Origin of the sequence: Ramlibacter sp. (assembly GCF_035655895.1) — a bacterium.
GTDB lineage: Bacteria > Pseudomonadota > Gammaproteobacteria > Burkholderiales > Burkholderiaceae_C > Ramlibacter.
In genome coordinates this window covers 19060-37959 of the sequence record NZ_DASRTN010000006.1, presented here as the reverse complement: position 1 = coordinate 37959, position 18900 = coordinate 19060, and the positions used below count along the sequence as shown (strand labels likewise).

Here is an 18900-nt window from a genome sequence, read left to right as displayed (position 1 = left end):
CCCGGTCGACCCCCTTGCTCAAAGTCGTCTTCCTCTTCCTGATGGGCGGCGGGCTGCCCGTGGCCATCGCCATGGCCGGCGCCTCGCTGATCTACCTGCTGTGGGCGCAGACCACGCCGCCCTTCGTGGTGATCCACCGGATGGTCAGCGGCATCGACAGCTTCCCGCTGCTCGCCGTGCCGTTCTTCATCCTGGCCGGCAACCTGATGAACAACGCCGGCATCACCAACCGCATCTACAACTTCGCGCTGGCGCTGGTCGGCTGGCTCAAGGGGGGCCTGGGCCACGTGAACGTGCTGGGCTCGGTGATCTTCGCCGGCATGAGCGGCACCGCCATCGCCGATGCCGCCGGCCTGGGCACGATCGAGATCAAGGCCATGAAGGACCACGGCTACAGCACCGAGTTCGCGGTCGGCGTGACCGCGGCCTCGGCCACGCTGGGCCCGATCATCCCGCCGTCGCTGCCGTTCGTGATCTACGGGATGATGGCCAACGTCAGCGTCGGCGCCCTGTTCCTGGCCGGCATCCTGCCGGGCGCCCTGATGGCCGTGCTGATGATGCTCACCGTGGCCTGGTTCGCGCACAAGAACGGCTGGGGCGCCGACGTCCGCTTCGAGTGGCCACGCGTGGTCAAGGCGCTGGCGGAGACGGCCGTCGTGATCGGCTGGCCGCTCGCCATGTGGCTGCTGGTCGCCAAGGCCGGCCTGCCCGCGCAGGCCACGGTGGTGGCGGGCCTGGTCGTCCTGTTCGGCATGGACAAGGTCTTCAACTTCCAAGCGGTGCTGCCGATCATGACCCCGGTGCTGCTGATCGGCGGCATGACCACCGGCATCTTCACGCCGACTGAGGGCGCCATCGCCGCGTGCGTGTGGGCCATGGTGCTGGGCTTCGCCTGGTACCGCACGCTCACCTGGAAGATGTTCGTCAAGGTCTGCCTGGAGACGGTCGAGACCACGGCCACGGTGCTGTTCATCGTGGCCGCCGCCAGCATCTTCGGCTGGATGCTCACCGCCACCGGCGTGACCGCGGCGATCTCCTCCTGGGTGCTGGCCTTCACCAAGGACCCCTGGGTGTTCCTGCTGCTGGCCAACCTGCTGATGCTGTTCGTCGGCTGCTTCCTGGAGCCCACCGCGGCTATCACCATCCTCGTGCCGATCCTGGTGCCGATCTGCCAGCAGCTGGGCATCGACCTCGTCCACTTCGGCCTGGTCATGGTGCTCAACCTGATGATCGGCCTGCTGCACCCGCCGATGGGGATGGTGCTGTTCGTGCTGGCCCGCGTGGCCCGGCTGTCGGTCGAGCGCACGACGGTGGCGATCCTGCCCTGGCTCATTCCGCTGCTCGGCTCGCTGGCCGTGATCACCTACTTCCCCAAGCTGGTGCTGTGGGTCCCCAAGATGTTCTATTGACCACCATGCATTCCTTCCTGTCCACCCCAAGCAGTCCTGCCGTCCCGCAGGCGACCGGCGCCCCGGCAGCGCGCGCGGAGGCCGCATGACGCCCTTCATCCGCCTTCATCCGCAGGACGATGTCCTGATCGCCCGCTCGCAGCTGGTGGGCGGGACCACCGTCGAGAACGTCACGGTGCGCGGGCTCGTGCCGCCGGGCCACAAGGTGGCCGTCCGCGCCATCGCGGCCGGCGAACCCGTGCGCCGCTACAACCAGATCATCGGTTTCGCGAGCCAGCCGATCGCCCCGGGCGAGCACGTGCACACGCACAACCTCGCGATGGCCGACTTCGAGCGCGACTACGCCTTCGGCGCCGACGTGAAGCCCGACGCCGCGCGCCAGCAGGCCACGTTCATGGGCATCCGGCGCGCGGACGGCCGGGTGGCCACGCGCAACTACATCGGCATCCTCTCCAGCGTGAACTGCTCGGCCACCGCCGCGCGCGCCATCGCCGACCACTTCTCGCGCCAGACCAACCCCGCCGCACTGGCCGACTACCCCCACATCGACGGCGTGGTGGCCCTCACCCACGGCACCGGTTGCGGCATGGACACGCAGGGGCTGGGCATGCAGATCCTGGAGCGCACGCTGGCCGGCTACGCCACCCACGCCAACTTCTGGGGCGTGATCGTGGTCGGACTGGGCTGCGAGGCCAACCAGATCAACGCCTGGCTCGCGCACTCCAGCCTGCGCGAAGGCGAGACGCTGCGCGTGTTCAACATCCAGGATGCGGGCGGCACCCGCAAGACGGTCGAACGGGGCATCGCGCTGGTCAAGGACATGCTGCCGCAGGCCAACCGCGTGCGGCGCGAATCGTGCAGCGCAGAACACATCACCATCGGCCTGCAGTGCGGCGGCTCGGACGGCTACTCGGGCATCAGCGCGAACCCGGCGCTGGGCGCGGCGGTCGACCTGCTGGTGGCCCACGGCGGCACGGCCATCCTGTCGGAGACGCCGGAGGTCTACGGCGCCGAACACCTGCTCACCCGGCGCGCGGTGCGGCGCGAGGTCGGCGAGAAGCTGATCTCGCGAATCAAGTGGTGGGAGGAGTACACCCGGGCCAACCAGGGCGAGATGAACAACAACCCGTCGCCGGGCAACAAGGCCGGCGGCCTCACCACCATCCTGGAGAAGTCGCTCGGCGCCGTCGCCAAGGGCGGCACGACCAACCTGCAGGCCGTCTACGAATACGCCGAGCCCGTGACGGCGCACGGCTTCGTCTACATGGACACGCCAGGCTACGACCCGGTCAGCGCGACCGGCCAGGTGGCCGGCGGCGCCAACATGATCTGCTTCACGACCGGCCGCGGCTCGGCCTACGGCTGCGCGCCCTCGCCGTCGCTGAAGCTGGCCACCAACACGGCGCTCTGGCAGCGCCAGGAAGAGGACATGGACATCAACTGCGGCGAGATCATCGACGGGGCGGCCTCCATCCAGGCCATGGGCGAGCGCATCTTCCGCCTGGTGCTCGCCACGGCGTCCGGCGAGCCGAGCAAGAGCGAGAAGCACGGCTACGGGCAGAACGAGTTCGTGCCGTGGCAGGTCGGGGCGGTGATGTGACCATGGCCATCACGCTCCAGGCCTCCGACCTCCAGGCGCGGGTCGCCACCATCCTGCGCGCCGCGGGCAGCAGCGACGGCGAAGCGGCCAAGGTCGCCGCCAACCTCGTGCTGGCCAACCTCTCCGGGCACGACTCGCACGGCGTCGGCATGGTGCCGCGCTATGTCGACGCCGTGCTGGAAGGTGGCCTCAAGCCCAACACCGCCGTGAAGGTGACGCTGGATGCCGGCGCCCTGCTGGCGCTGGACGGCTGCCGTGGCTACGGCCAGGTCGTCGGCGAGCAGGCGATGCAGCTCGCGATGGACCGGGCCGGGCAATCCGGCAGCTGCATCTTCGCGCTTGCGCAGGCGCACCACCTCGGGCGCATCGGCCACTTCGCCGAGATGGCGGTCGCGCGCGGGCTGGTGTCGATCCACTTCGTCAACGTGCTGTCCCGGCCGGTGGTCGCCGCCTGGCAGGGTGGCGACGGCCGCTTCGGCACCAATCCCTGCTGCATCGGCGTGCCGCTGCGCGGCCGCGAACCGTTCGTGCTCGACTTCGCCACCAGCCGGGTCGCCCAGGGCAAGATGCGCGTGGCCCACAACCAGGGCAAGCAGGTCGAGCCCGGCACCCTCATCGACGAGGATGGCCGCCCGACCACCGATCCCGGCGTGGTCGTGGTGCCGCAGGCCAAGGGCGGCTACGGCGCCCTGATGCCCTTCGGCGAGCACAAGGGCTCCGGGCTGGCGATCGCCTGCGAGCTGCTCGGCGGCGCGCTCACCGGCGGGGGCACCTGGCACCGCAAGGCCGACAACAGCCGGGCCGTCCTCAACGGCATGCTCACCATCCTGATCGATCCGCAGCGGCTGGGCACGGCCGACAGCTTCGGCCAGGAGGCACTGGCCTTCGTCGACTGGCTGCGGCAGAGCCCGCCGTCGCCCGGCACGCCCGGGGTCCGGCTCGCGGGGGAGCCCGAGCGGGCCGCGCGCGCCCAGCGTGGCCGCGAGGGCATCGCCGTCGACGAGGCGACCTGGGCGGAGATCGTGGCCGCGGGCGCGAAGGTGGGCGCCGCCGTCTAGGCCACCGGCAGCGCGGGCAGGGCCCGCACCACGCCCTCGGCAACCGGGAAGATGCGGTCGCCGGCCCCCGGCTCGATGCGGTGCATCCCCGTGAAGCTGCCGAAGGCCGGCAGCACGCCGACGGCCCGTGGCGGCAGCTCGCCACTGTCGTCGCCGAGCCAGAAGCACGGCAGCCGCAGCCGCTCGAAGGCGCGCCCCCGGATGCTGATGCACGGGTGCCAATGCCCGGCCAGCACATAGGCGCCGCCCACCGGCTCGGGATGGTGGCGCAGCGCGAACGGGCCGAGGGACAGCGGCTCGTCGACCGCGCGGATGCCCAGCCGGGCCGGCGGGTCGCCCGCACGGTCATCGTGGTTGCCGCGCACGAGGGTCAGCTCGATGGTGGCGTGGCGGTCGCGCCAGCCGTCCAGCGCGGCCAGAGTGGCGGGCGCGTGGGACCGGGCCGAGTGCAGGAAGTCCCCCAGGAACACCAGGCGCCGCGCGCCGGTCTGCACCAGGGCGTCGGTGAGCGCCTGCAGCGTCGCCCCGGTGGTCGCCTCGGGCACGGGGACGCCCAGCTTGCGGTAGCTGACGGCCTTGCCGACATGGGCGTCGGCGACCAGCAGGGTGTGGTGCTCCGGCAGGAACATCGCACCGCTGGGATGCAGCACGGCTTCCTCGCCGGCCAGGGAAATGCGCAGCATCGGACGACTGGCGGCCGGGGCCGCGGACACCTGGCCTACAGCATGCAGGCCAGGCTGGCTTCCAGGTGCTCCGACGGGCTGCGGCGAAAGCCCGAGCGGGCAAAGCGCTGCAGACGGCCGACCAGGAAAGCGGTGAGCATGGACGCCCGCACCTGCGCATCGACGGTCGGCGTGGCGGACGGCTGCTCGCCGGCACCGCGCAGGCACTGCCGCAACGTGGCTTCGATCTTGTCGAAGAACTGGTTCATGCGCTGCTGGAGCCGGTCGTTCTCGAACACCAGCGCGTCGCCCACCATCACCCGGGTCATGCCCGGGTTTTTCTCGGCGAACTGCACCAGCATGGCGGCGATGCGGGCGGCCTGGCGGCTGCCGCTCTCGGGCTGGCCGTTCGCCGCCTCGCGTTCCTGGATCTGGTTGACCAGGCTGAACACGCTCTGCTCGATGAACTCGATCAGGCCCTCGAACATCTGGGCCTTGCTGGCGAAATGGCGGTAGAGGGCGGCTTCGCTCACCTCCAGCCGGGCGGCCAGCGCGGCGGTGGTGATGCGTTCGGCGCCCGGCTGCTCCAGCATCATCGCGAGCGCCTGCAGGATCTGCACGCGCCGCTCGCCCGGCTTGGGCCGCTTGCGCGAGGGCGAGGCGCCCTCGGCGGCAACGGGATTGGCGGGCATGCTGATCTCGGCGTCGGTCATGGCTTGGCGATGGATGGGTTGAGGCCATTCTCGCACACCGATGGGCAGCCTCCGAGGGGTGGTGTCACGGCAACATGCGGGTTGCGGACCAAGTGCGCACTTACCACACCCCGCGCGTCGTGCCCGCGCAGCGATGCGGACGTGGCTACAGCACAACACGCACGCGCAGTCCGTGGCCGGCCGCACCCGCCTGCAGTTCCAGCTGGCTGTGGTGCACCCGTGCGATCTCCTGGGCGATCGCCAATCCGAGCCCGTTGCCCTCGCCTTTGGTGCCCTGGACCCGGTAGAAGCGCTCCAGCACCCGCCCGCGTTCAGCCTCCGGAACACCGGGCCCGTCGTCCTCGACTTCGAGCAGGACCCGGCCGTCCAGCGCGGCGCAGCGGATCGTGACGGTGCCGCCTTCCGGGGTGTATTTCACGGCGTTGTCCACCAGATTGGACAGCAGCTCGCGCAGCAGCCACTCGTGGCCCATCACGGTCACTGCCTGGGTGTCCAGGCCGAGGTCGATCCCCTTGGCGCTGGCCGCGTCGAGGTGGCTCTCCAGGATGGTCTCGCAGAGCGACTTGAGGTCGACCCGCTGCATCGGCTGCGCCTGCATGGTCCGCGCGTCGGCCCGCGACAACGCGAGCAGCTGGTTGGCCAGCTGGGTGGTGCGGCGGGTCGCCCCGCGCAGCTTGTGGACCTGCTCGGTGCGCAGCGACAGCATGCCGTCGGCGCTGGCGCTGCTGGCGGCCTGTGCCCACGCTTCCACCTGCGACTGCAGCCCCGCCAGCGGCGTGCGCAACTGGTGGGCGGCATCGGCCACGAACCGGCGCTGGCTTTCGGCCTGGGCGTTCACCAGGCCGAACAGGCGGTTGAGCGACCGCACGAGCGGCCGCACCTCCTCGGGCGAGCCGGTCTCGTCCAGGGCGCTGAGGTCGCGCGGCGAGCGCCGCTCGACGGCGTCCTTCAGGTCCAGCAGCGGCTTGAGCGCGCGTTCGACCGCCCAGCCGACCGCGAAGGCGGCGGCCGCGATGAGCACCAGGTTGGGCAGCAGTACCTTGAGCACGATCGAGCGGGCCCACTGCTGGCGCGGATCCGATCCGTCGGCAATGGTCACGACCACCTCCCCGACGACGGTCTGCTGGCGCTGCTGGACGATCCGCCAGGTGACGCCGGCGTGCTCTTCGCTGTGGAACACCGCCTCCGGCGTGGTCGGAGCGATGTCCGCCAGCCAGGCCTCGCCCAGCATCAGCTTGCCATCGGCGTCGGTGAGGGCGAAGCCGGCGAAGCCCGGACGGTCGTTGAAGAAGGCTTCGAGCACCGGCGCCATCAGCAGCACCGGCGGGTCGGTCCGGCGCAGCCCTTCGCCGATCAGCGAATCGGCCAGCAGCGGCACCAGCGCCGCCAGCCGCTTGTCCTGCTGCAGGGCGACGTTGTCGGCCGAGCGGTAGTCGAACCACGCATTGACCAGGGCCAGCGCGACCAGCGGCAGCAGCAGCATCACCAGCAGCCGCCGCCGCAGGCCCGACAGCATCTGCCGGGAACCCGGCAGTTCGGCGCGGCGTCCGTCGTGGAAGCGGATCACGGTGCCGCGGCGGGCTGCAGCTCGAGCCGGTAGCCGAAACCGCGGATCGAGCGCAGGGCCACGCCGTGCGGCTCGAGCTTGCCTCGCAGGCGGGAGATGTAGACCTCGACCGCGTTGGGCGTGATCTCCTTGTCCCAGCCGGTCAGGGCCTGCAGCAGCTTGTCCTTGCTGGCCGGCTTGGGCGCGTGGATCAGCAGGTACTCCATGACGGTCCATTCGCGCGGGCCGAGCTCGATCGGGATGCTCTGGCCGTTGCGGTGGGCGCTGGCGCGCCGGTTGGCGGTGTCCAGCTCGATGGGGCCGAAGCTCAGGACGGCGCTGGTGGCGGCCTGGGACCGGCGCAGCAGCGCGCGCAACCGGGCGAGCAGCTCGGGCAGCTCGAACGGCTTGATCATGTAGTCATCGGCGCCGAGGTCCAGGCCCTGTACCCGGTCCTGCAGCGCGTCGCGCGCGGTGAGGATCAGCACGGGCATCTTCTGGCTCGACATCTCGGGCTTGCGCAGCCGGCGCGTGAGCTCCAGGCCGTCCATGTGCGGCAGCCCGATGTCGATGATGGCGGCGTCGAACACCTCGGTGCGCAGCACTTCCTCGGCGCGCTCGCCGCTGCCCACCCAGTCGACCGCGTAGCCGGCGTCGGACAGCCCCAGCTTGATGCCGCTGGCGACCATCACGTCATCCTCGACGAGCAGCAGGCGCATCGGCCTCCCCTCCGCCGTTCAGCCGCGCGCCCGCGCCGCGGCGCAGGCAGCGCCCCACCGGCAGGCGAAGGTCATCGACATGGCGGTCGCTGGCACGGGATCACCGCGAACGGATCATCGTCCCGTAGGCCTGCTCGGTGAGGATCTCGAGCAGCATCGAATGCGGCACGCGGCCGTCGATGATGTGGACGGAGTTGACGCCGCTGCGCGCGGCATCCAGCGCGCCGCTGATCTTGGGCAGCATGCCGCCCGAGATGGTGCCGTCGGCGAACAGGTCGTCGATCTCGCGGGCGGTCAGGTCGGTCAGCAGCTGGCCCTGCTTGTCCAGCACGCCGGGCGTGTTGGTCAGCAGCACCAGCTTCTCGGCCTTGAGCACGGTGGCCAGCTTGCCCGCCACCACGTCGGCGTTGATGTTGTAGCTCTCGTTCTCCTCGCCGAAGCCGATCGGGCTGATGACGGGAATGAACTGGTCGTCCTGCAACGCCTTCACCACCGCCGGATCGATGGCGATGATGTCGCCCACCTGGCCGACGTCGTGCTCCTTCGTCGGGTCCTTGCTGTCGACCATCTTCAGCTTGCGCGCGCGGATCATGCCGCCGTCGCGGCCGGTCAGGCCGACGGCCTTGCCACCGGCCTGGTTGATCAGGCCGACGATGTCCTGCTGCACCTCGCCGGCCAGCACCCACTCGACGACTTCCATGGTCTCCGCGTCGGTGACGCGCATGCCCTGGATGAACTCGCCCTTCTTGCCCAGCCGGTTGAGCGCCTGCTCGATCTGCGGGCCGCCGCCGTGGACCACGACCGGGTTCATGCCCACCAGCTTGAGCAGCACCACGTCCTCGGCGAAGTCGGCCTGCAGCTCCGGGTCGGTCATTGCATTGCCGCCGTACTTGATCACCATGGTCTTGCCATGGAACTTGCGGATGTAGGGCAGCGCCTGGGCCAGGATCTCGGCCTTGTCGCGCGGGGCGATCTGGGGAATGTCGGTCATGGAACGGACGGCAAAAGGGTCCGCAAATTGTGCCTCAGGGCGCCGGTCGTCCCGCCGCAAGCCCGCTGTGCACGGTGGGATGGCGCAGCGCCACGCGCAGCTCGCGCTTGAGCCGGCTGTTGTCGAGACGGCGCGACTCGCTCATGAAGCTCAGGAGCATGAGCGGCAGCGCATCCTGGGCCGTGCTGCGCGCCACCCGCGGCGGCCGCGGCAGCCCGTACAGGTCGGCGGCCAGGTCGAAGTAGTCGCCCATCTTCAGCTGCGTGTCGTCGCTCGCATGCACGACGCGCTGCGGACGCCCGCGCCAGAGCGCCGCGACCACGGCACGCGCCAGGTCGTCGGCGTGGATGTGGTTGGTGTACACGTCGTCCTGCGGCTGCAGCACCGGCGTGCCGCGCAGGAGCCGCTCGCGGGGCGTGCCGCCTTCGCGGTCGGCGGCGTAGATCCCCGGGATGCGCAGGATCGTGGCACGCACCGCCGCGGCCCGGCCGAAGTGCCGCACGGCCGCTTCGGCATCGACCCGGCGCTGCGCCCGCGGGGTGCGTGGCGCCACGGCGCGTGCCTCGGTGACCCACCCGCCACCGCAGTCGCCGTACACCCCGCTGGTCGAACCGTAGACGATCGCCTGCGGCGGCGTGCGGGGGCGCAGCGATCGCAGCAGCGCGGTGGTGCGCGGATCGCGCCACCAGTCGGAACCGGCAGGGCCTCCGGCGGGTGGCGGCGCCAGATGCACGACACGCGTGGCCAGCCCGGCCAGCCGGGCCAGGGAGGCCGGCCGGTCCAGGTTTCCCAGCAGCGGCGTGATGCCCCGCGCGCGCAGCTGGTGCACCCGCGTCGCGGTCGAGGTCAGCGCGAGCACCTGCATCCCTGCCGGCAGCGCTCCCGCCACGCGCAGGCCGACATCGCCGCACCCCACGATCAGCACGCGCTGCCGGCGAAAGCGCGCTGGCCGCGCGCCGAGGGGGCTCTGGTTTGAAGGCAAAATCCCTGCTGCTGGAGTGACGACGAGCTCCCCGAGGATACACAAGACATGACCCCCACCGAGGCCACCGCAGGCCCCTTCCAGGTGACGGTGCAGCCCAGCGGCCGTGCCTTCAGCGCCAACGCCGACGAAGCCCTGCTCGCGGCGGCCATCCGCCAGGGCATCGGCCTGCCCTACGGCTGCAAGGACGGCGCTTGCGGCTCGTGCAAGTGCCGCAAGCTCGAGGGCCAGGTGGTGCACCGCTCGCACCAGAGCAAGGCCCTGAGCGCCGAAGAGGAAGCCGCCGGGTACGTGCTCACGTGCAGCGCGGTCGCCCTGTCCGACGTGGTGCTCGAGTCGCGCCAGGTCACCGACGAGAGCGCCTTTCCGATCAAGAAGATGCCGGCGCGGGTGCTGGCGCTGGAGAAGAAGTCGCACGACGTGATGGTGATCCGGCTGCAGCTGCCGGCCAACGACACCATGCGCTTCCATGCGGGCCAGTACGTCGAATTCATCCTGCGCGACGGCTCGCGCCGCAGCTACTCGATGGCCAATGCGCCGCACAACGGCCCCGGGCTGGAGCTGCACGTGCGGCACATGCCCGGTGGCAAGTTCACGGACCACGTGTTCGGCGCGATGAAGGAAAAGGAGATCCTGCGCGTGGAAGGCCCGTACGGCAGCTTCTTCCTGCGCGAGGATTCCAGCAAGCCGATGATCCTGCTGGCATCGGGCACCGGCTTCGCCCCGATCAAGGCAATCATCGAGCACATGCAGGCCAAGCGGATCGACCGGCCCGCCACGCTCTACTGGGGTGGCCGCCGTCCCGAGGACCTCTATCTGGACGACTGGATCCGCGCGCGGTGCGGCGAGATGGGCAACCTGACGTACGTGCCAGTGGTGTCGAACGCGACGCCCGAAGACAACTGGACCGGCCGCACGGGCTTCGTGCACAAGGCGGTGCTGGAGGACTTTCCCGACCTGTCGGGCCACCAGGTCTATGCCTGTGGCGCGCCCATCGTGGTGGATTCAGCCCGTGCCGAGTACAGCGACCGTGCCAAGCTGCCGCCGGAGGAGTTCTACGCCGACGCTTTCACCACGGAAGCGGACAAGCACCGCGACCAGGGAAGCTGACCCGCGCGCGTCGCCCTTCGGCGGCGCCCGTGCTCAGTGGGCGCGGATGCGGCCGCTGTCCAGGTCCATCAGGCCGCTGGGAACCGGCTCGGCAGCGCCGTTGCGCTGCGCCGTGAGGGTTTCGTGCATGCGGTGCGCCACGTACCAGCTTGCCCGCAACCGCGCCTCGCGGGTGTACGAACCCAGGCGCGGCGTTAGGAAGAGGTTGGTGCAGTCGTGCAGTGGCGAGCCGCGGGAGGCGAAGCCGTCTTCCGCGCCGTCGAGCATGGCGGCCTCGATCCGGCCGTCGCCCAGCGCCCGGGCGAACGCCTGCGCATCGAACAGCTGCGACCGGCTGATCCCCACCCAGATCTGCCCCTGCCGGCAATGCGCCAGCAGGTGGTCGTTGATGAAGCCCTGGTAGCGCGAGCCGTAGATCACCTGCACCGACACCGCATCGGCATGGCTGAGCAGCTCCGGCAGACCGACCGGCTGGATGTGCAACCGCGGCCAGACGGCAGCGGTGTGGTGGACCGCAGGGTCATAACCGATCAGCTTCGCGCCCAGGGAATGCAGCATCAGCGCCAGTGCGTGGGCGGTAGGCGCCAGGCCCAGGATGCCGATCACGCTGCCGTTCAGTTCACGCCCGAGCCGCGCTTCGGCGTGTCGCTCGCCGCTGAGAGCCGAGCCGATCCCGCGCCGGAACAGCAGCAGCAGGCTGGCCAGCAGGTATTCGGCATTGGAGCGCACGTTGGCGGTGCTGGCGTGGATGACCCGCACCTGGCGCTGGCGGCAGGCCTCGAGGTCGGTGTTGTCGGTGCCCACGTGCAGGCGGGCGACGGCCTCCAGCACGGGGGCGAAATCGAGGAACTCGCTGGTGACGACCAGCTTGCGCGGCAGGACAACCGCCCTGGCGTTGTAGAGCGCTTTTCGCAGGGCGGCCGGATCGGCTGCGAGCTCCGGCCGCACGTCGACCGAATGGCGCTCCCGTAGCCAGCCCAGCGCTTCGGGAACCAGGCGTTCGACCAGTAAGATGTCCACGGATGCGGCCTTGTCCGACAGTGATATCAGCCGTTGCGAAAGGATGAGACGCGATGGACGTGAAAAACTGCGCACACTCTATCCAGGAAACCCTCTCCAGTCGATGAAAAATGTCACAAGGATCAACAAGGCGGTCTTCCCAGTGGCCGGCCTTGGCACCCGCTTTCTGCCGGCCACCAAGGCCCAGCCGAAGGAGATGCTGCCCGTCGTCGACAAGCCGCTGATCCAGTACGCGGTCGAGGAAGCCTACGAGGCCGGCATCCGGCACATGATCTTCATCACCGGCCGCAACAAGCGCGCCATCGAAGACCATTTCGACACCGCCTACGAGCTCGAGCACGAGCTGGAAGCCAGTCACAAGGACGATCTCCTGGAGCTGCTGCACTCGCTGACGCCGTCGGACATGTTCTGTTCGTTCGTGCGGCAGCCGCGCGCGCTCGGCCTCGGCCACGCGGTGTTGTGCGCCGAGCCGCTGGTGGACAGCGAGCCTTTCGCCGTGCTGCTGGCCGACGACCTGATGTGCGGCAAGGACGGCGGCCAATCGGTCACGGGGCAGATGGTCGAGCAGTTCAGCCGGACTCCCACCTGCATCCTGGCGGTGCAGGAAGTGCCGCGCGAGCACGTCAAGCGCTACGGCATCGTGGCCGGCGACCGCGTCGACCAGCGCCTGACCAAGGTCAACCGGATGGTCGAGAAGCCCAACCCGGACGAGGCGCCCTCGCGCATGGGCGTGGCGGGCCGCTACATCCTGACCCCGTCCGTCTTCGACATGATCCGCACCAACCCGCGCGGCGCTGGCGGCGAGATCCAGCTGACCGACGGCATCGCGCGCCTGATCGACACCGAAGGCGTCCATGCCTTCGAGTACGACGGCCGCCGCTACGACTGCGGCAGCAAGCAAGGATTCCTGGAGGCGACAGTCGACCTGGCGCTCAAGCACCAGCAGGTCGGGCCCGACTTCCGCGAATACCTGCGCGCGCTGAAGTTCTGAGTTCCGCGGCCCGGCGGCACTGCGCCCGACCGGCGAGCGCCGCCGCGCTAGCGCCGACGCAGCACGTGCACGATCTCCTCGCCGAGCTGCTGCTGCTCGACGAGTTCATTGCCGGTCTGCCGGGCGAATGCCTGGAAGTCGCGCAGCGAACCGGGGTCGGTGGCCACCACCCGCAGCAGCTGGCCGGTCGTCATGTCGGTCAGCGCCTTCTTGGCCCGCAGGATGGGCAGCGGGCAGTTCAGGCCGCGGGTGTCGATTTCCTTGTCGATGTGCATGGCTTCCTGGCGAGGGTCTTCCGGATTCTAGGCCGCCCGACGTGACGGCGGCGACGGAAGGCGCCAGGCCTTCCCCGCGGGGTATAATCTTTGGCTTTGCCGCCGCAGCCTGGGAAGGCTGACCGGCAGAACAAGCCGCCTGGCAGGGCGGCAAGGGTTACCGCCACCCCACCTGGCGAGGTGAGGCGAGTCGCGAGGCCACGACGCTGGGCGTCCTGGCCGGCAGTGGCCGCCGTTTCAATTGGAGTGCTTCATGGCACGCGTCTGCGACGTCACGGGCAAGGGCCCGATGGTCGGGAACAACGTTTCCCACGCCAACAACAAAACCAAGCGCCGGTTCATGCCGAACCTGCAATACCGCCGTTTCTGGGTCGAGAGCGAGAACCGCTGGGTGCGCCTGCGTGTCTCGAGCGCCGCGCTGCGCCTGATCGACAAGAACGGCATCGACAGCGTGCTGGCGGACCTGCGGGCCCGCGGCCAGGCCTAATCGCAAGGAGCACCACCATGGCTAGCAAAGGCGGACGCGAAAAGATCAAGCTGGAGTCCACCGCGGGCACCGGGCACTTCTACACGACCAGCAAGAACAAGAAGACCATGCCCGAGAAGATCTCGATCATGAAGTTCGATCCCAAGGCTCGCAAGCACGTCGAGTACAAGGAAACCAAGCTCAAGTGACGCCAGCCGGGCGCCCCGGCGCCCGCAGCTCGTCCCCCGCCCTGGCGGGGAGCCGAAAGCCCCGCCCCGCGGGGCTTTTTTCTTGGGCCAACGCATCGCGGGTGTCGATTCCGGCGACGCTCGGTCGTCGTCCAGGTGGAGCACGATCGCTCCACGGCCAGACAAGGAGACCGACATGCGATTCATGGTCATGATCAGGGCAGACGCGAACAGCGAGGCGGGCGTGATGCCCAGCCAGGAGCTGTTGGCGGCGATGGGCCAGTTCAACGAGGAGCTGGTCAAGGCGGGCGTGATGCAGGCCGGCGAAGGCCTGCATCCCAGCTCGAAGGGCGCTCGGGTGCGGTTCTCGGGTTCGCAGCGCACCGTCATCGACGGGCCGTTCACCGAGACGAAGGAGCTGATCGCAGGCTTCTGGATCTGGAAATGCGCCTCGCTGCAGGAGGCCATCGACTGGACCAGGCGCTGCCCAAATCCGATGCCCGGCGACTCCGAGATCGAGATCCGTCAGGTCTTCGACGTCGAGGACTTCGGTGAGGCGTTGACCCCCGAGCTGCGTGAGCAGGAGGAGCGGCTGCGCGCTGAGGTGGCCGCCCAGGCCAACCCATTGGCCTGAGTGGCGGCATTCTTTCCCACTGCTGCGCCTCAAGTCGAGGGTTGCGGCATGATCCCGGCATGAGCACCTCCGACCAGCGCCTGGCCCAGTGCATCGCCGAACTGGGCCATCGGTTCGACGGCGAGATCGTCAAAGGTGGCGACTACGCGCCCGTGCTGCTGGAGGGAGACACCGCCTGGGTGAGTGGCCAGGTGCCGCGCGTCGGGCAGTCGGTCGTCATCACCGGCCGGGTGGGCGCCGCCACCAGCCTGGAGGAGGCGCGCACGGCGGCCCGCATCTGCGCCGTGCGCGGGCTGGTGCTGCTGCAACGCGAGCTCGGCAGCCTCGACCGCATCGCCCGCGTGCTCCGGGTGGGCGTCTACGTGCAATCGGCGGACACCTTCACCCAGCAGAGCGAAGTGGCCGACGCCGCCTCCGCCCTGCTCAAGAGCGTTCTGGGCCCCGCCGGCGTCCACACGCGCACATCGGTCGGCGTCCACCAGCTCCCCAAGAACGCGTCGGTCGAGCTCGAGATGACGGTTCGGGTGCGACCCGCCTGAAAAGCAGAAAGCCCCGCGAGCGGGGCTTTCGTGGAGGCGGTTCGAGCCTTGTCGTCAGGCGTGGGCCGCGCGCAGGCGCAGCGAAAATTGCCGCAGCGCGTCGATGCCGCTGGCCTCGGCGCGGTGGCACCAGGCCTGGAGGTCGGCCGCCAGCTGCTCACGCGACTGCGACGTGTTGAGCCACATCTGGCGCAGTTCCTCGCGCATGGTGACCATCTTGTCCAGCACCGGATGCGCGGCGCGGGCCTGTTCGAGCTGCACACGGGCAGCCGCCGGCACCTTGTCGTCGTCACGGTGCAGCCAGCGGCGGGCCGCCTTCAGGGGCGAGAGGTCGGCCTGCTTTTCCTTCAGCAGGTCGATCTCCGCCTTGCAGACACGGCGCATCTCGCGAGCATAGCCGGCCATCACCTCGTAGCGGTGGGCGATCAGGGCTTCCAGGGTCTTCTCGTCGGCGACCGGCTTGATCGCGCCCAGGCGCAGCTTCGGCGGCACCTTCTTCACCTTGGCCCAGCCGATGCGCTGCATCAGGGAGATGTAGGCCCAGCCGATGTCGAACTCGTACTTCTTGACCGAGAACTTGGCGGACGTGGGGTAGGTGTGGTGGTTGTTGTGCAGCTCCTCGCCGCCGATGATCAGGCCCCAGGGCGAGATGTTGGTGCTGGCGTCCGGCGCCTCGAAGTTGCGGTAGCCCCAGTAGTGGCCGATGCCGTTGATGATGCCGGCGGCCGTGATCGGGATCCACAGCATCTGCACCGCCCAGACGGCGGCGCCGACGGCTCCGAAGAGGGCCAGGTCCAGGATCAGCATGAGGCCCACGCCCTGCCAGCTGTAGCGCGAGTAGACGTTGCGCTCCATCCAGTCGTCCGGAGTGCCATGGCCGAACTTCGCCATCGTCTCCTTGTTCTTCGCCTCGGCCCGGTACAGCTCGGCGCCGCGCCACAGCACGGTCTCGATGCCGCGCGTCTGCGGGCTGTGCGGATCGTCCTCGGTCTCGCACTTGGCGTGGTGCTTGCGGTGGATCGCAACCCATTCCTTGGTCACCATGCCGGTGCCCAGCCACAGCCAGAAACGGAAGAAATGCGAGGGAATCGGACCGAGGTCCATTGCGCGGTGCGCCTGGGTGCGGTGCAGGAAGATCGTGACCGCGGCAATCGTCACGTGCGTGGTGGCCAGCGTGTACAGCACGATCTGCCACCAGGACAGGTGCCACAGGCCATGGCCCAGCCAGTCGATCGCCGCGTTCAGCACGGCCCAGTCGGGAAGCAACATACGGTTTTGGAGTCTCTCGGGTAAGAAGGCGCAGACAACCCTGCACCCCGTTCGATCCATTTTAGGGGCAAGGGTTCCGCAAACGCGTCATTTCGTGTTATCGGGGTCGCTTTCACCGCCGGACCGGTGATGTTTCGTTGACGCGCGTCAACGCCTGAGCCAAGCGGCGGCAAAGAAGCCGTCGGTGCGGTGGCGGTGGGGCCACAGCCGCAGGTAGTCGCCACCCGCGGCGCCGCCGCTGGCCAGCCCGTCCGGTGCGACCTTCAGGCCGTCCAGCAACCCTGCCACGGGCAGCACCTCGAACTCGCCATGCTCGGCCGTGAAGGCCTGCGCAATCTGCTCGTTTTCCTCGGGCAGCACGCTGCAGGTGGCATAGAGGAGCCGCCCGCCAGGCTTGAGCAGCCGGGCCGCGCTGCGCAGGATGGCCGCCTGCTTGATCGTCATCTCCTGCACCGCTTGGGGCGACTGGCGCCACTTGAGGTCGGGGTTGCGCCGCAAGGTGCCCAGGCCGGAACACGGCGCATCGACGATCACGCGGTCGATCTTGCCGGCCAGCCGCTTGATGCGCTCGTCGCGCTCGTGCGCGATGGCGGCCGGATGGACGTTGCTGAGCTGGCTGCGCGCCAGGCGCGGCTTCAGTGCATCGAGCCGGTGGGCCGAGGTGTCGAACGCATACAGGCGCCCGGTGTTGCGCATCGCCGCACCGATGGCCAGCGTCTTGCCGCCCGCGCCGGCGCAGAAATCCACCACCATCTCGCCGCGTCGTGCCTCCAGCAGCAGCGACAGCAGTTGCGAGCCTTCGTCCTGCACCTCGATGGCGCCTCGGGTAAAGGCCTCCAGCCGGGTCAGCGCGGGCTTGTCCTCCAGCCGCAGCCCCCAAGGGGAGTACGGGGTCGGCTCGGACGGCAAGCCGGCGCGCTGCAGCTCCTGGCGCACGTCATCGCGCTTGTCGGTCAGCATGTTCACGCGCAGATCCAGCGGAGCTGGCTGGTTCAGGCTCTCTGCCAGCGCCCAGAACTCGTCCCCCAGCTGGTCCTTCAGCGGCTGCACCAGCCATTCGGGCAGGTTGTGGCGATGGCGCTCGAGCAGATCACGCGGGTCGATGGCGTCGCACTGGTCGAGCCAGCGCTTTTCCTGCTCGTCCAGGGCGCTGCGCAGGAAGTCCCGCGGCCCGTGGAAGCCGAGGATCGCCAGCCGGCGCGGCTTGGGCCCACTGCCCGACGGCGCCAGGTGCTCGAACAGCAGTTTCTTGCGCAACACCGTGTAGACGGTCTCGGCCAGGGTGGCGCGCTCGCGCGGGCCCATTGCACGGTGCTCGCGGAAGTAGCGTGAGACCACGGCGTCGGCAGGATGCTCCAGCCGGAGCACCTGCTGCAACAGGTCGGCGCACGCGTCGAGCAAGGCTCTTGGGTGCATGTCAGCGTCCTTCCTGCCGCAGCAGCGCCTCGACGGCGCGCGGGTAGATGATGTGTTCCTGCGTCAGCACGCGGGCAGCCAGGCTCTGCTCCGTGTCGCCCCGCAGCACTGGCACGACCGCCTGCTCGAGGATCGGCCCGTGGTCCAGCTCGGCCGTCACGAGGTGGACGGTCACGCCGGCGACGCGACACCCGGCCTCCAGCGCGCGGCGGTGCGTGTGCAGACCCGGAAAGGCCGGCAGCAGCGAGGGATGGATGTTGACGAGCCGGCCGGCGTAGCGGCCCACGAAGGTCGGCGTGAGGATGCGCATGAAGCCCGCCAGCACGACCAGCGCCGGCGCATACCGGTCGATGGCGGCCGCCAGGTCGGCCTCGAAGGCTTCGCGTCCCTCGTAGGCCTTGTGGTCGACCACCTCGGCAGGAATCCCCTGCTCGCGGGCCAAGGCCAGGCCGCCGGCGTCGGGCCGGTTGCTGATGACCGCGGCGACCTGCGCCCCCAGCCGCTCGCGCCAACCGCCCTGCCGGGCCGCGCGCACGAGAGCCGCCATGTTCGAGCCGCCGCCCGAGATCAGAATCACGATGTTCTTCATCCAGCCCGCGATTATCCCCACCCCCTCATGCGTCCCCTGTCCCCGATCGAAGCGCGCGTGCTCGGCACGCTCATGGAAAAGGCCCGCACCGTCCCCGACAGCTACCCGCTGTCCCTGAACGCGGTCGTGGCCGGCTGCAACCAGAAAAGCAGCCGCGACCCGGCGATGAACCTGTCCGAAGCCGAGGTGCAGGGCGCCCTGGACGAGCTCAAGCGGCTGGCGCTGGCGGTCGAGTCCAGCGGCAGCCGCGTCGCCCGCTGGGAGCACAACTTCCAGCGCGCCTACGGGGTGCCCGACCAGTCGGCCGCCCTGCTGGGCCTGCTGATGCTGCGCGGCCCGCAGACCGCGGGCGAGCTGCGCATCAACGCCGAGCGCTGGCACCGGTTCGCCGACATCTCGTCGGTCGAGGCCTTCCTGGTGGAACTGGAGGAGCGCTCGGACGACAAGGGGGGCCGGCTCGTGGTGCGGCTGCCGAGGGCGCCCGGCGCGCGCGAGCAGCGCTGGGCCCACCTGCTGTCCGGGCCGGTCGGCGCGCCGACCGAGGAGCCGCCGGCGGCCGATCCCGCCCGAGCTGGCGCCGCGGCCCCGGCCGGGCTCCAGGCGCGCCTCGATGCGCTGGAAAGCGACGTCGCGCAGCTGCGCGAGATCGTGCAAGCCTTGCAGGAGCAGCTCGGTTTGTCACGACTTGGACACCCTGGATAGCACGAGCGTGCTAGAAATCCG

At 69.7% G+C, this 18900-nt stretch carries 21 protein-coding genes; 10 read left to right on the top strand and 11 right to left on the bottom strand.

Features of this window, described 5'->3' with window-relative positions; genetic code table 11:
- The first annotated feature begins 14 nt into the window (after positions 1-14).
- The 3 genes from VFE82_RS03310 (at position 15) to VFE82_RS03300 (ending at position 4067) form a co-directional block, all read left to right on the top strand.
- Positions 15-1409 carry a TRAP transporter large permease gene (locus VFE82_RS03310; RefSeq protein WP_324998818.1) on the top strand — a complete coding sequence of 465 codons (1395 nt, stop codon included), beginning with the start codon at positions 15-17 and terminating at the stop codon, positions 1407-1409.
- 85 nt (positions 1410-1494) lie between these two features.
- Positions 1495-3009, top strand: coding sequence for an altronate dehydratase family protein (locus VFE82_RS03305; RefSeq protein WP_324998817.1), 1515 nt, complete (start codon positions 1495-1497; stop codon positions 3007-3009).
- Positions 3010-3011: 2 nt separating this feature from the next.
- The gene (locus tag VFE82_RS03300; RefSeq protein WP_324998816.1) at positions 3012-4067 is read left to right on the top strand and encodes a malate/lactate/ureidoglycolate dehydrogenase; all 1056 of its coding nucleotides are present in this window, start codon (positions 3012-3014) and stop codon (positions 4065-4067) included.
- Here the strand turns inward: VFE82_RS03300 and pdeM are convergent.
- The 6 genes from pdeM to VFE82_RS03270 form a co-directional block, all read right to left on the bottom strand.
- Positions 4064-4750, bottom strand: a complete 687-nt coding sequence (pdeM, locus tag VFE82_RS03295) for a ligase-associated DNA damage response endonuclease PdeM (RefSeq protein WP_324998815.1) — start codon at positions 4748-4750, stop codon at positions 4064-4066. The genes VFE82_RS03300 and pdeM overlap by 4 nt on opposite strands.
- Positions 4751-4785: 35 nt before the next feature.
- Entirely contained in the window at positions 4786-5442 is a 657-nt protein-coding gene (gene slmA, locus VFE82_RS03290) for a nucleoid occlusion factor SlmA (protein ID WP_324998814.1), read from the bottom strand.
- A 145-nt stretch (positions 5443-5587) separates the two neighbouring features.
- The gene (locus tag VFE82_RS03285; protein WP_324999891.1) at positions 5588-6958 is read right to left on the bottom strand and encodes a sensor histidine kinase; all 1371 of its coding nucleotides are present in this window, start codon (positions 6956-6958) and stop codon (positions 5588-5590) included.
- A gap of 47 nt (positions 6959-7005) precedes the next feature.
- Positions 7006-7707 (bottom strand): response regulator transcription factor, encoded by a 702-nt coding sequence (locus VFE82_RS03280; RefSeq protein ID WP_324998813.1) that lies wholly within the window; start codon positions 7705-7707, stop codon positions 7006-7008.
- Positions 7708-7807: 100 nt separating this feature from the next.
- Positions 7808-8698, bottom strand: a complete 891-nt coding sequence (gene argB / locus VFE82_RS03275; protein WP_324998811.1) for an acetylglutamate kinase — start codon at positions 8696-8698, stop codon at positions 7808-7810.
- A 34-nt stretch (positions 8699-8732) separates the two neighbouring features.
- Entirely contained in the window at positions 8733-9680 is a 948-nt protein-coding gene (locus VFE82_RS03270; protein ID WP_324998810.1) for an SDR family oxidoreductase, read from the bottom strand.
- 48 nt (positions 9681-9728) lie between these two features.
- On the opposite strand from VFE82_RS03270, the gene VFE82_RS03265 reads away from it, so the two are divergent.
- Entirely contained in the window at positions 9729-10790 is a 1062-nt protein-coding gene (locus tag VFE82_RS03265; RefSeq protein WP_324998809.1) for a CDP-6-deoxy-delta-3,4-glucoseen reductase, read from the top strand.
- A 33-nt stretch (positions 10791-10823) separates the two neighbouring features.
- Here the strand turns inward: VFE82_RS03265 and VFE82_RS03260 are convergent, their stop codons facing one another.
- The gene (locus tag VFE82_RS03260) at positions 10824-11810 is read right to left on the bottom strand and encodes an NAD(P)-dependent oxidoreductase (protein ID WP_324998808.1); all 987 of its coding nucleotides are present in this window, start codon (positions 11808-11810) and stop codon (positions 10824-10826) included.
- A 103-nt stretch (positions 11811-11913) separates the two neighbouring features.
- Here VFE82_RS03260 and galU point away from each other — a divergent pair, with 103 nt between their 5' ends.
- Positions 11914-12801 carry a UTP--glucose-1-phosphate uridylyltransferase GalU gene (gene galU / locus VFE82_RS03255; RefSeq protein ID WP_324998807.1) on the top strand — a complete coding sequence of 296 codons (888 nt, stop codon included), beginning with the start codon at positions 11914-11916 and terminating at the stop codon, positions 12799-12801.
- Between the two features lie 47 nt (positions 12802-12848).
- Here galU and VFE82_RS03250 read toward each other — a convergent pair whose 3' ends face one another.
- Entirely contained in the window at positions 12849-13076 is a 228-nt protein-coding gene (locus tag VFE82_RS03250) for a sulfurtransferase TusA family protein (RefSeq protein WP_324998806.1), read from the bottom strand.
- A gap of 253 nt (positions 13077-13329) precedes the next feature.
- Here VFE82_RS03250 and rpmB point away from each other — a divergent pair, with 253 nt between their 5' ends.
- The 4 genes from rpmB to VFE82_RS03230 all read left to right on the top strand — a co-directional run bounded on the left by rpmB (position 13330) and on the right by VFE82_RS03230 (position 14903).
- Positions 13330-13563, top strand: a complete 234-nt coding sequence (gene rpmB / locus VFE82_RS03245; protein WP_013902510.1) for a 50S ribosomal protein L28 — start codon at positions 13330-13332, stop codon at positions 13561-13563.
- Positions 13564-13580: 17 nt separating this feature from the next.
- A complete protein-coding gene (rpmG, locus tag VFE82_RS03240; RefSeq protein WP_013902511.1) occupies positions 13581-13751 on the top strand; it encodes a 50S ribosomal protein L33 in 171 nt (56 codons plus the stop codon).
- A 175-nt stretch (positions 13752-13926) separates the two neighbouring features.
- Entirely contained in the window at positions 13927-14364 is a 438-nt protein-coding gene (locus VFE82_RS03235; RefSeq protein WP_324998805.1) for a YciI family protein, read from the top strand.
- A 59-nt stretch (positions 14365-14423) separates the two neighbouring features.
- On the top strand, positions 14424-14903 hold the full coding sequence (locus tag VFE82_RS03230) for a RidA family protein (RefSeq protein WP_324998804.1): 480 nt from the start codon (positions 14424-14426) through the stop codon (positions 14901-14903).
- Between the two features lie 54 nt (positions 14904-14957).
- Here the strand turns inward: VFE82_RS03230 and VFE82_RS03225 are convergent, their stop codons facing one another.
- The 3 genes from VFE82_RS03225 to purN all read right to left on the bottom strand — a co-directional run bounded on the left by VFE82_RS03225 (position 14958) and on the right by purN (position 18177).
- On the bottom strand, positions 14958-16172 hold the full coding sequence (locus VFE82_RS03225; RefSeq protein WP_324998803.1) for a DesA family fatty acid desaturase: 1215 nt from the start codon (positions 16170-16172) through the stop codon (positions 14958-14960).
- Between the two features lie 147 nt (positions 16173-16319).
- Positions 16320-17588 (bottom strand): RsmB/NOP family class I SAM-dependent RNA methyltransferase, encoded by a 1269-nt coding sequence (locus VFE82_RS03220; protein WP_324998802.1) that lies wholly within the window; start codon positions 17586-17588, stop codon positions 16320-16322.
- Between the two features lies 1 nt (position 17589).
- The gene (gene purN / locus VFE82_RS03215; RefSeq protein WP_324998801.1) at positions 17590-18177 is read right to left on the bottom strand and encodes a phosphoribosylglycinamide formyltransferase; all 588 of its coding nucleotides are present in this window, start codon (positions 18175-18177) and stop codon (positions 17590-17592) included.
- Between the two features lie 27 nt (positions 18178-18204).
- On the opposite strand from purN, the gene VFE82_RS03210 reads away from it, so the two are divergent.
- On the top strand, positions 18205-18879 hold the full coding sequence (locus VFE82_RS03210) for a YceH family protein (RefSeq protein ID WP_324998800.1): 675 nt from the start codon (positions 18205-18207) through the stop codon (positions 18877-18879).
- Positions 18880-18900 lie beyond the last annotated feature (21 nt).

Coding starts and splice junctions, on each gene's coding strand:
- VFE82_RS03305 (WP_324998817.1), top strand. CDS start 1,495: ATGACGCCCTTCATCCGCCTTCATCCGCAGGACGATGTCCTGATCGCC.
- VFE82_RS03300 (WP_324998816.1), top strand. CDS start 3,012: ATGGCCATCACGCTCCAGGCCTCCGACCTCCAGGCGCGGGTCGCCACC.
- pdeM (WP_324998815.1), bottom strand. CDS start 4,750: ATGCTGCGCATTTCCCTGGCCGGCGAGGAAGCCGTGCTGCATCCCAGC.
- slmA (WP_324998814.1), bottom strand. CDS start 5,442: ATGACCGACGCCGAGATCAGCATGCCCGCCAATCCCGTTGCCGCCGAG.
- VFE82_RS03285 (WP_324999891.1), bottom strand. CDS start 6,958: ATGCTGTCGGGCCTGCGGCGGCGGCTGCTGGTGATGCTGCTGCTGCCG.
- VFE82_RS03280 (WP_324998813.1), bottom strand. CDS start 7,707: ATGCGCCTGCTGCTCGTCGAGGATGACGTGATGGTCGCCAGCGGCATC.
- argB (WP_324998811.1), bottom strand. CDS start 8,698: ATGACCGACATTCCCCAGATCGCCCCGCGCGACAAGGCCGAGATCCTG.
- VFE82_RS03265 (WP_324998809.1), top strand. CDS start 9,729: ATGACCCCCACCGAGGCCACCGCAGGCCCCTTCCAGGTGACGGTGCAG.
- galU (WP_324998807.1), top strand. CDS start 11,914: ATGAAAAATGTCACAAGGATCAACAAGGCGGTCTTCCCAGTGGCCGGC.
- VFE82_RS03250 (WP_324998806.1), bottom strand. CDS start 13,076: ATGCACATCGACAAGGAAATCGACACCCGCGGCCTGAACTGCCCGCTG.
- rpmB (WP_013902510.1), top strand. CDS start 13,330: ATGGCACGCGTCTGCGACGTCACGGGCAAGGGCCCGATGGTCGGGAAC.
- rpmG (WP_013902511.1), top strand. CDS start 13,581: ATGGCTAGCAAAGGCGGACGCGAAAAGATCAAGCTGGAGTCCACCGCG.
- VFE82_RS03235 (WP_324998805.1), top strand. CDS start 13,927: ATGCGATTCATGGTCATGATCAGGGCAGACGCGAACAGCGAGGCGGGC.
- VFE82_RS03230 (WP_324998804.1), top strand. CDS start 14,424: ATGAGCACCTCCGACCAGCGCCTGGCCCAGTGCATCGCCGAACTGGGC.
- VFE82_RS03225 (WP_324998803.1), bottom strand. CDS start 16,172: ATGTTGCTTCCCGACTGGGCCGTGCTGAACGCGGCGATCGACTGGCTG.
- VFE82_RS03220 (WP_324998802.1), bottom strand. CDS start 17,588: ATGCACCCAAGAGCCTTGCTCGACGCGTGCGCCGACCTGTTGCAGCAG.
- purN (WP_324998801.1), bottom strand. CDS start 18,177: ATGAAGAACATCGTGATTCTGATCTCGGGCGGCGGCTCGAACATGGCG.
- VFE82_RS03210 (WP_324998800.1), top strand. CDS start 18,205: ATGCGTCCCCTGTCCCCGATCGAAGCGCGCGTGCTCGGCACGCTCATG.